We start from the raw sequence: 13383 nt of genomic DNA on the forward strand, positions 1-13383 counted from the left end.
GTATGGAATTAGAAAAATTTAGCTACGACAACAAAATTCCGAAAATGTTTGCCATTGCCACAATCACCTGGGGTGTTGTGGGAATGCTTGTTGGGGTGCTGGCCGCTTTTCAGCTGGCTTTTCCTGCTTTAAATTTTGGATTGGAGTTTACCACTTTCGGGCGTGTTCGCCCGCTGCATACCAATGCAGTTATTTTTGCTTTTGTAGGTAATGCCATTTTTACTGCTGTTTATTACTCAATGCCCAGGCTGTTAAAAACCCCTATGTGGAGCAATGCGCTCAGCAAGATCCATTTTTGGGGGTGGCAGCTGATTATTGTTGCGGCCGCCGTTACACTGCTGAGCGGTTACACAACCTCAAAAGAATATGCGGAGCTGGAATGGCCCATTGATATTGCTATTACCCTGGTTTGGGTAGTATTTGGTATTAACATGATGGGCACTATTCTTACCCGCAGGGAACGTCACCTCTATGTAGCGATCTGGTTCTACCTGGCATCGTGGGTTACAGTTGCTTTGTTACACATTGTCAATTCTTTTGAGCTGCCACTTTCGGGCCTTAAAAGCTATTCATGGTATGCAGGTGTACAGGATGCACTGGTACAATGGTGGTATGGTCATAACGCAGTTGCATTCTTCCTTACCACACCCTTCCTCGGTATGATGTATTACTTCCTGCCCAAGGCTGCCAACCGTCCTATTTACTCTTACCGTTTAAGCATTGTACACTTCTGGAGCCTTATCTTTATTTATATATGGGCAGGACCGCATCACCTTTTATATACCGCTTTACCGGAGTGGGCCCAGTCTTTAGGCACTACCCTTTCTATTATGCTTTTGTTGCCGAGCTGGGGTGGTATGCTAAACGGTCTTTTTACTTTAAGAGGAGCCTGGGATAAAGTACGTGAAGATCCCGTGCTGAAATTTATTGTAGTAGCGGTTATTTGTTACGGTATGGCCACTTTTGAAGGACCTATGCTCTCTTTGAAAAATGTAAATGCTATTTCTCACTACAGCGACTGGACAGTGGCACACGTACATATCGGGGCCCTGGGCTGGAACGGGTTTTTAACCTTTGGTATGCTGTACTGGCTGATACCAAAGATGTTCAATACAAACCTCTATTCCAGAAAGCTCGCCAGCACTCATTTCTTAATAGGCACTTTAGGTATTATTTTATACGCCGTTCCTATGTATTGGGCTGCGTTCAGAACCTACTTCATGATGAGCGCCTTTACACCCGAAGGACAGTTGCAATATCAGTTTATAGATGTGGTACAATCCATAGTTCCCTTTTATGCGCTCCGGGCTATAGGAGGCACTATTTATCTGATAGGTGTGTTTCTTTTAGTATATAACCTGGTTAAAACAGCCAAACAGGGAAAATTTGTAGCAAGCGAGGAAGCAAGCGCTGCACCTTTAACCAGGGGCTATAAAGCACCGGCAAAAGCTCACTGGCATGAAAAGATCGAACGCAAACCTGTTATGCTTTTGGTATTAAGTTTTATTGTGGTGGGCATTGGAGGGCTTGTGGAAATGGTGCCTACTTTTCTTGTGAAAGAAAATGTACCTACTATTGCCAGTGTTAAACCCTATACCCCGCTTGAACTGCATGGGCGAGACGTTTATATAAAAGAAGGCTGTAATAATTGCCATACGCAAATGATCAGACCTTTCAGATATGAAGTAGCGCGTTACGGCGAATATTCCAAAGCAGGGGAGTCAGTGTACGACCACCCTCATTTGTGGGGCAGCAAACGTACCGGCCCGGATCTTGCCCGCATCGGAGGCAAATATCCTGATAGCTGGCACTTTAATCACATGCTGGAACCTACATCCATGGCGCCCGGCTCTGTAATGCCTCCTTATCCCTGGCTGTTCGAAAAAAGCATTAATACAGGCGCTACTATCTCTAAGATCCATGCCATGAGAAAATTAGGCGTGCCCTATGAAAAGGGATATGAAGCCGAAGCGGTGAATGATTTAAAAAAGCAGGCAAATGAGATTACAGCCCGCCTGGAAAAAGAGAAAATCAAAATACCCGGCGATAAGGAAATCGTTGCACTTATTGCCTACCTGCAACGCCTGGGCACAGACATTAAGGCTGAACGGACAAACAAATAAAAAAACGGTGGTATGAAACCGGGTTTCATACCACTTAAATAAATAACAAATCAAAGGATGAAATTCATTAACTATCTTGAAAAAATAAGCGGAGTAAGCATATTCCCCATTATTTCACTGGTATTGTTCACGGCAGTATTCGTGCTCGTTATAATTTATGCTATGAAAACGAGCCGTGAATCTATTTCAGAAATGGAAAATCTACCTCTTGATGATAATTAAAATAGCTGCAATGAAAAAATTACAACCCATATATAAACCTGCTCTGGTACTCGTGTTTTTTACCCTCCCGGGTGTAGCCCCCCTCCTGGCACAGGAACAGGCTGCTGCTCCTGCAACAAGCGCTTCCTTTATATTAGACGCCAATTCGGTGCTGGTATTTGCAATTGCAGTGCTGGCTATGGTAATAGGTGTATTAGGATATACTTTAAGAGCCTCTCTTGATCTGTATAAAAAAAGAAAGGCTACCAAAAGTAACGAAGGTCAGGTGGTAAAATCTGTGTTGCTGGCTTTCCTGTCGTTAGGTGCATTACAGGCATTTGGGCAGGATGGGGCCGTTGCCGCAGCGCCGTCAACTGGCATATTCTCTGATGCCAGCATATTCCGTTATCTGTTGTTTGGGATCCTAACACTTGAGCTGATCACGGTTTTTGTTCTGGTTTACTGGATACGGTTTTTTACCGGGATAGAAGACCTGCAAAGAGAAAAAGCATTAGAAAGAAAGAAAAAATTCAAGGGAGCGCCTTCATGGTGGGTTAAAGCCAACAAGCTTAAACCCATGGAAGAAGAAGCTTCGCTCGATGTAGGGCATAGCTACGATGGCATCCGGGAGCTGGACAATGCCACTCCCCCATGGTTTACAATCGCATTTATAGCCACCATTATATTTGGCCTGGGATACTTATGGCGTTACCACGTGGCAAATGCTGCTCCCAATCAATACGAAGAGTATGAAATTTCTGTAACCAAAGCCAATCTGGCAAAAGAAGCTTATATGAAGCTAAAAGGTGATAATGTAAACGAAACTACGGTAACTATGGCGGATGCCGCAGGAATTGCAGAAGGAAAAAAATTATTCACGAATAATTGTGTCGCCTGCCATGGCAATGAAGGACAAGGCGGTGTAGGGCCTAATTTAACAGACGATTACTGGCTGCATGGCGGCAGCCTGGGCGATGTTTTTAAAGTTATAAAGCTGGGTGTTGTAGAAAAAGGTATGATGAGCTGGAAAGATGTATTTTCTGCAGACCAGATTGCCCAGATTGCCAGCTATATAAAGTCCATACATGGAACCAAACCTGCAGGTGCCAAAGAGGCGCAGGGAGAGCTGTATAAGGAAGAATCGCCAAAAGCAGACAGTACCAACAACGGTACAGCAAAATTATAAGTCATTTTAAAGTATATGAACTCGAGTGTTGAAGATATCGGACCACAGAAAGTTGGGAATAGCTTCCGCGACAGGCATAGCAATGTGAACGAGAAAGGAAAGCGCAACTGGATATATGCACTAAAGCCTAAAGGCAAACTGTACCGCTATCGCAACTACTTATCCTTTATATACCTTGGGTTATTTTTTACACTTCCGTTTATTAAAATAAGCGGTATGCCTGCGGTACAATTGAATTTTACCGAAGCGAAATTTATACTTTTTGGCAAGATCTTCTGGCCCGACGACTTTTTTATATTTGCCATTGCGATGATTGCCCTTATTATCTTTATTGCATTATTCACCATAATATATGGGCGTGTGTTTTGCGGCTGGGTATGTCCGCAAACGGTTTTCATGGAATTTGTTTTCAGAAAAATAGAATGGTGGATAGAAGGCACGCCGGCTCAGCAAAAGAAGCTTAATGAAAGCCAGTGGAATAGCAATAAGATCATAAAAAAAGGATTAAAGCACTTTATCTTTATTGCCATTTCACTCCTTATCGCTCATACATTTCTCTCCTACATACTTGGTGCAAAAAAAGTATTGCAGCTGGTTCAATCACCCATCTCTGAAAACGCAGGTCTTTTCGTTGGTTTACTGTTTTTCACAGGATTATTCTATTTTGTTTTTGCTTTTGTCAGGGATATTGTTTGCACCACAGTTTGCCCTTATGGCCGCCTGCAGGGTGTGTTATTTGATAAAGACACCATGCAGGTTTCTTACGATTATAACCGTGGCGAACCCAGGGGAAAGGTCAGGAAGAACGCAGGGCAGCCTGCTGTGCTGGGGGACTGCGTGGATTGCAGGCTATGTGTGCATGTTTGCCCTACCGGTATCGATATACGCAATGGCGTACAGATGGAGTGCGTGGGATGTACGGCCTGTATAGATGCCTGCAATGGTGTAATGGAAAAGCTGCACCGCCCGTTGGGGCTCATCCGCATGGCTTCCGAAAACCAGATCTCCCAAAAGCAGCCATTCCGTTTTAACGGCCGGATGAAATTTTACTCTGCACTTCTAATAATTTTGACAGGGGTAATGACCTTTCTGCTGGTATCCAGAAAAAGCATTGACGTTTCTGTATCAAGGGTAAAAGGACAATTGTACCAGGAAGTAGGAAAAGATTCTTTGTCGAACCTGTTCCAGGCCAAGATCATTAACAAAACCCACTATGATGTACCCTATGAGCTAAAAGTGGAAGGCTATATCCCCGGAACAGTAAAAATGATAGACATGCATCATCATACACTTAAAGCAGAAAGTTTGAACGATGCCACGTTTTTCATAGTGGTTCCTGTAAGTAATATAAAAAAGAGGTCCTCAAAAATTAATATCGGCGTATATGCGAATGGGGAAAAAACACAAACCATTACGTCTACGTTCCTGGGACCGTTTATGTAACAACTAAAATAAAAAAATGAGCTGGGGTTATAGAGTAATCATTATTCTTATTGTTTTCCTTGCAGGCATGATTTCCATGGTATACATTTCCATGCGCCAGACCAACGAGGTGATAGATGCTAATTATTACGAGCAGGAAATGAAATATCAAAGTGTGATAGATGCGAAAAAAAACCTCCATGCGCTTGCAGATACAGTAGCGATACAAACAGCAGAAGGGTATGTACAAATACACTTCCCGGAGGCAGCAACAACTCAACTGGATTCAGGCAATATCCAGTTCATGAGACTTTCAGACAGCAAAAGCGATAAGCGTATTCAAATGAAAGAAGAAAGTGGCAGCCTGTACAAAATACCTGTAGCTTCGTTTTCAAAAGGATTATATAAAGTACGGATAGAATGGAGCAATAGCGGTACCGCTTATTACCACGAGCAAAGCTATAATATTGATTAAATGATGCAGATCATTTTTATGGGACTAATAATGGGCCTGGCCGGCAGCCTGCATTGTGTGGGCATGTGCGGCCCCCTGGCGCTTTCACTGCCTTTGGGAAATGCAGGCCGGCAGAGCCGTTTTTTCTCTGCATTAGCCTATAATACAGGGCGCACTGCCACTTACTTTGTAATGGGCACATTGCTTGGCTGGACCGGATCAAGGCTGGTATTGATGGGCTACCAGCAGGCGTTTTCGGTAGCTGCAGGAGTTATTGTTTTATTATTACTTATTACAGGCCGGCATCTGCCTTCCCTGCCTGTGTTTACCGTATTTCAAACAAAGCTTAAAAAATATCTTTCCGGCTTTTTTAAAAAAGAAAATACTGTTTTAAACCTCTTTATTTTCGGCATTCTGAACGGACTGCTGCCCTGTGGACTTGTATATATGGCCGTTGCCTCTGCCTTAATTATTGGCGGGCCGGTAGAATCGGGACTTTTTATGGCTTCGTTTGGTTTAGGAACCATTCCCCTTATGATTTTGCTCATGCTGACTGGGCATTTTATTTCTTTTTCTTTAAGATCAAAAATGAAAAAAGCCGTTCCCTATTTTATAGCATTTGTAGCGGTGCTGATGATATTGAGGGGGCTTAATCTTGGCATTCCTTATATAAGCCCGGCATTCAGCAGTCCGCAGGATATGAGCCACTGTGCTCCTTCACATTGATAAGGACAATAGCTTATGGTTTTGGATATTGGTTACTGGATACAGGTTACTAGTGTTATGTCAAGTGTAAAATGTCGTGTTGATTGTCACCCTGAGCCTGACGAAGGGTGTATTGGGAGTAGGCTTCGGCAAGCTCAGCCTGACATCCGTTACGGAAAGGTATACTTAACATGACACTAGTAAAGGCCGAAGGTTTAAAGCTTTTGCTTCCAGCTTTCAGCAAAAGAGCATTGCCGTTATTATCTAAGTATAGAATTTCCGCACTATAGGGTTGATGGTTCATAGATGCTGATTACTGGTTGCTGGTTATTGGTCGCGCGTTACTGTCTAACGTCTAAGTACTATCTTCTAAGTACTAAGATTTGAACTTTAACCCTTTCAACGCTGTCATCCGTTCTCTGTCATCTTACTCATTACTCACAATATCCTTCATATATTTTTCTATACGCACAAAAAAGCCGCTTCGGTTTGTTCTGAAGCGGCCTCGACCTATATACAGGTTTTATATGAGCTATCTTTTTTCAAAATTATAAACAATATATACGGTCTTTCCCTCAAAAAAGATCGGGCTTTTTGCTGTAAAAGCGTTTTCATTAAATGATGTAACTTCCAAAGAGTATCCCTCCGTTACATGTTTAGAATCGCTTTTCTTTACACCATCCATCCTTTTAAAATTAAATAAAGTAGTACCTCCGTTTACACGCTGCGACCACAAAATCTGCCTGGCACCGGCTGCACAATCGCCACCGCCATTAATTGTATAAGAGCCATAACCATTATTGGGAAGCACCCAGCTGCTGCCTTCAAAACAGTGAAGAGGAACATCATCAAAGGCCGTTACATTTACTTTTCCTTCAACACCTTCCAAAGTTGCCGACGTAATGGCCCAGTTACCTTTAAAATCTTTACGGGGCGCTATAGCTGTTTTTTTAGCAGAAGAACAGGATACTAAAAAAATTACAGCTACCATAAAAAGTGCTGCGAGGTTTCTGTTTGTATTCATTTTTATCAGTTTAAATTTATAGATCAATTATAACGCCAAATTTTAGTTTTTTTGACGATATATAAAAATGAAAGGTTGCCTGACGTATATTTTCTGCTATCGTCCGTTTTTAAAAGGTTGTTGTCCTGCAGAATCATTCCTCCCCTGCATTTTTCAGAGCCATCAGCAGGGTATAAGCTCCTTTTGTTACAAAAGTGTGTTGTGCAAGAGCATCTGCATTAAGCAAACCTGTAAAACCACTCTCTGAAACACCGGTTTGAACTTCCTGCATTTGAAACCGGTTTTTGTCTTTCAAAACAAAGGCATATTGTTTATTCTCAAAACGAACGATGGCCTCATCCGGCAAAGCCATTGCTGTGCTTCCTGAATATTCTATGTCTGCATTCATAAATGTTCCGGGCAGGAGGTTTTTATCGTAATTCTCAAAATGGCAGTGTACCTCTGCTGCATTGTCGCTGGCAAGGTTCTTACTGATAAGCATAATGGTGCAGGTATACTTTTTCGACGGGTTGTTATTAGTATATGCCAGTAATTTTTGCCCTGTTGCCAGCTTATTGATATCTTTTTCAAAGACAGTTAAGGCCAGGTGTATATCGCTCGTATTAACCAGTTCAAAAAGCACATCGCTGGGATTAACATATTTGCCCCTGTTGACAAGAACAGCTGCTACATAACCGGAAATAGGTGAATATACAGGAATACTTTTTGAAATATTACCTGCTGTTACGCGGCCGGGATTCAGGCCTATTAATTTTAGCTTTTCTTCCAGAGACCTTATTAAAATGATTTGCGTATGGTAGGTGGCCCTGGCCTGCTCGTACACTTTATCGCTTGCGGCCTTGCTTTCATTTAATTCTTTTTGCCTCCTATACTCGCTTTCATTAAATGCGAACTGGGCTTTGGCGGTAAGATAGTCCTGCTGTAGCTGTATATATTGCGGGTCTTCCATAACAGCCAGCACCTGCCCTTTGCTGATATACATACCAGGCATAAGCCGGGTAGATTGCAGGTATCCGCCCAATGGCACACTTACAGATACCCTGTTTTGTGGCGGCACCTCTATTTTGCCATTTACTTTTAACACAGCGGCAATGCTCCGGGTATTGAGCTTTGCTGTTTCAATACCCGCATTTTTATATTGAGCATCAGTAAGTACAACGGTGTTCTTCCCAATAGCTGGCGGTCTTTTTTCTTCTGAAGATGGTTTATTACCGCATGCAGCGATCAGCATAACCACAAGTATATATATAATAAGCTTTTTCATGTATATATTTTTATTGATTGTTGTGAAAAGGGATTTTACATAAAAATCTCATTGCCCTATAAAATTGTCCGAAATTTTTTATGGTCAATTTTTAATCATTTTCATTTACTGATGTAAAAATCAAGTTCGGCCAGGGCATTGTTCCTGTTGTTCGCTGCTTCTATATAATCACTTTCTATACCGATGGCCTGGTTTATAAGCAATACCCACTCTAAATAATTGATCGCTCCATTAAGGAACTGTAGGTGGGCTGCCGAAGTGATCGTTTCAGCATGGGCCAATGCTTTTGTCTCAAAATATTGTAAGGCATTCTGAAATTTCTGATAATTAATAAAAGCAGAACGGTAGGCTGCTGTAAAGCTTTTCATACCTGCCATATATTCACCTGCAGCAATATCCTCACTCATCTTTGCCGCGCTGATCTTTGCTTTTTGCGCACCTGTAAAAATAGGAATGCCTAACCCCAACTGTACCGACTGAAAACGCAGGGAACTGTTATACGCTTTATTATCGGCCCCCATCCCTTTCATACCCATAATACCGTACCCTAAAATAAAATCGGGTAATAATCTGCTGCGCTCTGCACTCGTAACCGCCTGTGCTACCTGTTCCTGTTGTTTCAGGTACTGCATTTCCGGGTGAAGCAACAGTTGTGCAGTGTCGGTTATAGATATGCTCACCACAGGCGTCCTTTCTTCTACCGGGACCAGATCAGCAAAAGTATTCAGCAGCAATTGAAACTGTAACTGGGCCAGCTCCATATCCTGCTGCAACTGCGATAGCTGTAAAGCAATTTGTCCCCGCTGGTTTTCGGCTGTTGTTTTTTCCAGTACATTGCTTTCACCTTTATTGAAACGTAGCGTGGCTTTATGTAAAAATGCAGCAAACAGGCTGTCGTTCTTTTGCAGAAGCCGCTGCTTGCAGCGCAAAAAGATAAGATGATAATAAAGCTGTGTTACCTGCTTTTTTAATTGCGATGCCTGCATACCAACTTTTAAAACACTGCTTTTCCACTCCTCTGTAAGCAAGGTCTTTTGCCGGGCATATACCACGGGGAAACTAACGGTTTGTGAAACGCCGACAGACAGATCAGGATAAAAACTGTTGATCTGCCCGTATTGCGCGTTCATGGCTGTAGCCGGTATATTTGCTGCAGATCCAATGAGCTTTTTCTGATAGGCTGTACGCAATTGCTCATTTTTCATCAAAAGGTTATTGTTTAAGGCCATATCAATAGCCTGTTGTAAACTGACAGGCGTTTGAGCATTTGTACCGGAGAATGAAAGGATTGAAAACAATAATATCAATCCTGTAACGGGTTTCGATCTTCCTTTAACCGGGGAAGCTTTATGAAACATCATATATAAAATGGGTAAAACAAAAAGGGTTAAAAAAGTAGCGATCAGCAATCCGCCGATCACAACAGTTGCCAGCGGGCGTTGTACTTCCGCTCCTTCACCGGTACTTAAAGCCATAGGTAAAAAACCTAAAGACGCTACGAAGGCAGTCATCAATACCGGCCGCAGCCGGATTTTTGTTCCCTGGATCACAATACGCTTCAGATTGGTATAGCCTTCGGCTTTAAGGCGGTTAAATTCAGCAATCAGCACAATTCCGTTTAAGACCGCTACCCCAAACAGCGCGATAAACCCTACTCCTGCGCTGATGCTAAATGAAATACCTCTTACCGCCAATGCCAGTATACCGCCAATAGCAGAAAGCGGAATAGCAGAATAGATGAGCAATCCCTGCTTTACAGAGCCGAATGCAAAGAATAGTAAAATAAAAATGAGCGCCAGCGAAACAGGTACGGCTATGTAAAGCCTTGACTTTGCCGCTTCCAGGTTCTCAAAAGCACCTCCATAAGTGATCGAGTAGCCGGGAGGCAATTGTATTTGATGTGCTGCTTTTTGCTGCAGCTCGGCTACAGTGCTTTGCACATCTCTGCCCCGGACGTTAAAGCCCACAATGATCCTGCGCCTGGAGTTCTCCCGCTGAATTTGTACAGGGCCCTCAATAATATCCACATTGGCAACCGTCCTTAATGGTATCTGTGTGCCCTGCGGTGCTGCGATTAACAGGTCCTGTACATCGGTAAGGTCTTTTCTTTTGTCTCCTGTAAGACGGACAACAAGATCAAATCTTTTTTCTCCTTCATACACTGTACCACTGCTTTCCCCTGCAAAAGCTGCATTTACCGTACGGTTCACATCGCTGATATTTAAGCCGTATTGTGCCATTACTGCACGATTATATTGAATAACGATCTGCGGCATGCCGGTAACTGCTTCTACATACAGGCCACTGCTGCCATCAACGGTATTACAGATCTTTCCCAACTGAGCGGCATAATAAGCCAGCGTATCCAGATCCTCACCAAAAATTTTGCATACCACATCCTGCCTTGCTCCTGAAATCAACTCATTGAAACGCATGGCTACCGGGTATTGAAAGCTGAACGTAACACCGGGAACCGTCTCCACAGCTTTTGTCATTTTAGCTTCCAGCTCTTCGTAGGTCTTAGCCGAACGCCATTCTTTGCGTTCTTTAAGCACAATGATCATATCCGACACATCTATCGGTAGCGGTTCGGAAGGCACTTCACTGGTTCCTGTTTTGGTGACTACCTGCTCTACTTCAGGAAATTCTTTCAATAATATTTTGGATGCTTTAGAAATGGCATCAATAGAAGTATTCAGGTTGCTGCCGGGCAATACCCTTGTTTCCACCGCAAAATCCCCTTCAGGCAAAGCCGGGATAAACTCTCCACCCAAATGCGTTAATACCCAAAGCGATAAAGCAAATAATACGCACACTACGGCTAATACCATTTTTTGAAAACGTAATATTTTTGTCAGCCAACCCTGGTACAAGCGTTCCAGGCGATACATCATTTTATCAGAAAAGGTTGGTTGGTGCGTGATCCTTTTGCCGAGGACCAAAGCGCTCATCATGGGGATATAAGTAAGCGAAAGCAGAAAAGCGCCAAACAAGGCGAAGGCAACTGTCTGAGCCATGGGTTTGAACATTTTGCCTTCAATACCCTGTAAAGTGAAGATAGGCAGGTAAACAATCAGGATAATGATCTGCCCGAAAACAGCGCTGTTCATCATTCTTGATGCCGAAACCTTTACCGCTGCATCCATTTCTGGCCGGGAAAGCCTGCTGATCTTCCTGAAATGCCTGCTGTGTGTAAGCCGGTGCATGACCGCTTCCACGATAATCACGGCACCATCTACAATCAAGCCAAAGTCGAGCGCACCCAGACTCATAAGGTTACCGCTTACACCAAACAGGTTCATCATAATGATAGCAAAGAGCATAGACAAAGGAATGACCGAAGCCACCAGCAGGCCTGCCCGGAAATTCCCCAGGAACAGGATCAGTACAAACACTACAATCAAAGCACCTTCGAGCAGGTTTTTAATAACCGTATTGATGGCATTGTTAACCATTTTGGTCCTGTCGATAAAGGGTTCTATCGTTACGCCTTCCGGTAATGTTTTTTTAATCTGTCCAATACGTTCCTTTACATTTTGGATCACTTCATTGCTGTTAGCCCCCTTCAGCATCAGCACGATCGCTCCTGATACCTGGTACTCCCCATTATAGGTCAAAGCCCCGTAACGGGTAGCATGACCCAGTTGCACATTAGCCACATCTCTTACCAGCAGCGGCACACCGTTGGGAAGATTTCTGACAACAATATTTTCAATATCTTCCTTACTACCTGCCAAACCTTCACTCCTGATAAAAAGCGCAGTTGGTCCTTTTTCTATATAAGATCCACCGGTATTTTGATTGTTTTGTTCCAGGGCATTGAATACATCTGTAATCGTAATTTTATGCGCCAACAGCCGGGCAGGTACTACGGCGATTTCATATTGTTTCAGCAGCCCGCCAAAACTGCTCACATCTGCCACGCCTTTTACGCCTAACAGCTGCCTGCGCACGATCCAATCCTGAATGGTACGCAATTCCATAGCATCATACTTAGCTTCGAAACCTTTCTCAGCGCGAACCGTATACTGATAAATTTCGCCAAGGCCTGTGGTAGCCGGCGCAAGGGCAGGCGTACCAAATCCTTTGGGTAACTGGTCCTGCACCTGCTGCAGCCGTTCGGTTATCTGCTGCCGTGCCCAGTAAATATCGATATCCTCCTCAAATACAACGGTAATTACCGAAAGGCCAAAGCTGGAGTAGCTACGCAGCTCGGTCAGCCCGGGAATATTGCTGTTAGCCTGTTCTATAGGGAACGTGATCAGCCTTTCCACATCCGTAGCTCCCAGTGCAGGGGCTACTGTAATTACCTGTACCTGGTTGTTGGTAATATCCGGAACAGCATCAATAGGTAAATGCTTTACTTCATAAATACCATATCCTGCAAGAGCCGCTACAAAAAGGCCGATAATGAGTTTGTTCTTTATAGAGAACGCAATAATTTTATTCAACATCTTGTTTAGTTAATCATTCAGACAGTCGCACTGTAATTAAAACATGCGCACATATACAGCAAAGCGTTATGCGCCTTACATTAAAAAAAAAATTTAAAAATGATTAACTCAAGCGGGGAGGCTGCCAGATACTGTCTAAATAATGATTAGAATAATCCTGTCTAAGAGAAGGTATTTTTTTAAAAGAATTTGTTCCAGGTACTATCCTTGGCAGCTCGAATAATGCAGGTGGCACTATAGTAACTACCTGTGCCGTAAAGCCGTCTGCAGATTTAAAAGGAAGCTTTTGATGATCGTTGTGCTGGTCATCGGGATGATTAATTGCGCCTGAATAATGCTTGGATAAAAAATCAATCACAGAATCGTTTTTATCCCATTCACAGTGTTCGAGATAATGATGAATAAGCGTTGGCAGCCTGAGCAGCTCTCCAAACACTGTATTTGTGGTTATCAGGATAAATAGTAATGATATGGCCGCCAGGCTTCTCATACTGCGAAAGTAAAAAACTTCGGGACTTAAATACCACCAGCATTAAATAAATATTTATCT

The 13383-nt window shown here is 43.1% G+C and carries 9 protein-coding genes; 5 read left to right on the forward strand and 4 right to left on the reverse strand.

All coding sequences use genetic code 11. From position 1 onward, the window contains the following. Positions 1–2 precede the first annotated feature (2 nt). From ccoN to ACYVBM_RS22130, 5 genes are all read left to right on the forward strand, one after another. Complete coding sequence (gene ccoN, locus ACYVBM_RS22110; RefSeq protein ID WP_460687878.1) at positions 3–2123, forward strand: cytochrome-c oxidase, cbb3-type subunit I; 2121 nt, start codon at positions 3–5, stop codon at positions 2121–2123. Between the two features lie 232 nt (positions 2124–2355). Beyond that, positions 2356–3510, forward strand: coding sequence for a cbb3-type cytochrome c oxidase N-terminal domain-containing protein (locus ACYVBM_RS22115; RefSeq protein ID WP_460687879.1), 1155 nt, complete (start codon positions 2356–2358; stop codon positions 3508–3510). Positions 3511–3525: 15 nt separating this feature from the next. Continuing rightward, a complete protein-coding gene (gene ccoG / locus ACYVBM_RS22120; protein ID WP_460687880.1) occupies positions 3526–4953 on the forward strand; it encodes a cytochrome c oxidase accessory protein CcoG in 1428 nt (475 codons plus the stop codon). 16 nt (positions 4954–4969) lie between these two features. After that, entirely contained in the window at positions 4970–5407 is a 438-nt protein-coding gene (locus tag ACYVBM_RS22125; RefSeq protein ID WP_460687881.1) for a FixH family protein, read from the forward strand. Continuing rightward, positions 5408–6112 carry a sulfite exporter TauE/SafE family protein gene (locus ACYVBM_RS22130; RefSeq protein WP_460687882.1) on the forward strand — a complete coding sequence of 235 codons (705 nt, stop codon included), beginning with the start codon at positions 5408–5410 and terminating at the stop codon, positions 6110–6112. Between the two features lie 511 nt (positions 6113–6623). On the opposite strand, the gene ACYVBM_RS22135 is transcribed toward ACYVBM_RS22130, so the two are convergent. The 4 genes from ACYVBM_RS22135 to ACYVBM_RS22150 form a co-directional block, all read right to left on the reverse strand. Further along, a complete protein-coding gene (locus ACYVBM_RS22135; protein WP_460687883.1) occupies positions 6624–7115 on the reverse strand; it encodes a hypothetical protein in 492 nt (163 codons plus the stop codon). Between the two features lie 133 nt (positions 7116–7248). After that, positions 7249–8379: an efflux RND transporter periplasmic adaptor subunit gene (locus ACYVBM_RS22140; RefSeq protein ID WP_460687884.1), complete on the reverse strand. Its 1131-nt coding sequence runs from the start codon at positions 8377–8379 to the stop codon at positions 7249–7251. Between the two features lie 101 nt (positions 8380–8480). Next, the gene (locus ACYVBM_RS22145; RefSeq protein ID WP_460687885.1) at positions 8481–12833 is read right to left on the reverse strand and encodes a CusA/CzcA family heavy metal efflux RND transporter; all 4353 of its coding nucleotides are present in this window, start codon (positions 12831–12833) and stop codon (positions 8481–8483) included. Between the two features lie 103 nt (positions 12834–12936). Then, a complete protein-coding gene (locus ACYVBM_RS22150; RefSeq protein ID WP_460687886.1) occupies positions 12937–13323 on the reverse strand; it encodes a hypothetical protein in 387 nt (128 codons plus the stop codon). Positions 13324–13383 lie beyond the last annotated feature (60 nt).

Source organism: Niabella aquatica, assembly GCF_054779315.1.

What these genes read in the sequence shown, in the direction of transcription:
- ACYVBM_RS22130 (WP_460687882.1), top strand. Translation starts at nt 5,408, where the DNA reads ATGATGCAGATCATTTTTATGGGACTAATAATGGGCCTGGCCGGCAGC.
- ACYVBM_RS22150 (WP_460687886.1), bottom strand. Translation starts at nt 13,323, where the DNA reads ATGAGAAGCCTGGCGGCCATATCATTACTATTTATCCTGATAACCACA.
- ACYVBM_RS22125 (WP_460687881.1), top strand. Translation starts at nt 4,970, where the DNA reads ATGAGCTGGGGTTATAGAGTAATCATTATTCTTATTGTTTTCCTTGCA.
- ACYVBM_RS22115 (WP_460687879.1), top strand. Translation starts at nt 2,356, where the DNA reads ATGAAAAAATTACAACCCATATATAAACCTGCTCTGGTACTCGTGTTT.
- ACYVBM_RS22140 (WP_460687884.1), bottom strand. Translation starts at nt 8,379, where the DNA reads ATGAAAAAGCTTATTATATATATACTTGTGGTTATGCTGATCGCTGCA.
- ccoN (WP_460687878.1), top strand. Translation starts at nt 3, where the DNA reads ATGGAATTAGAAAAATTTAGCTACGACAACAAAATTCCGAAAATGTTT.
- ACYVBM_RS22135 (WP_460687883.1), bottom strand. Translation starts at nt 7,115, where the DNA reads ATGAATACAAACAGAAACCTCGCAGCACTTTTTATGGTAGCTGTAATT.
- ACYVBM_RS22145 (WP_460687885.1), bottom strand. Translation starts at nt 12,833, where the DNA reads ATGTTGAATAAAATTATTGCGTTCTCTATAAAGAACAAACTCATTATC.
- ccoG (WP_460687880.1), top strand. Translation starts at nt 3,526, where the DNA reads ATGAACTCGAGTGTTGAAGATATCGGACCACAGAAAGTTGGGAATAGC.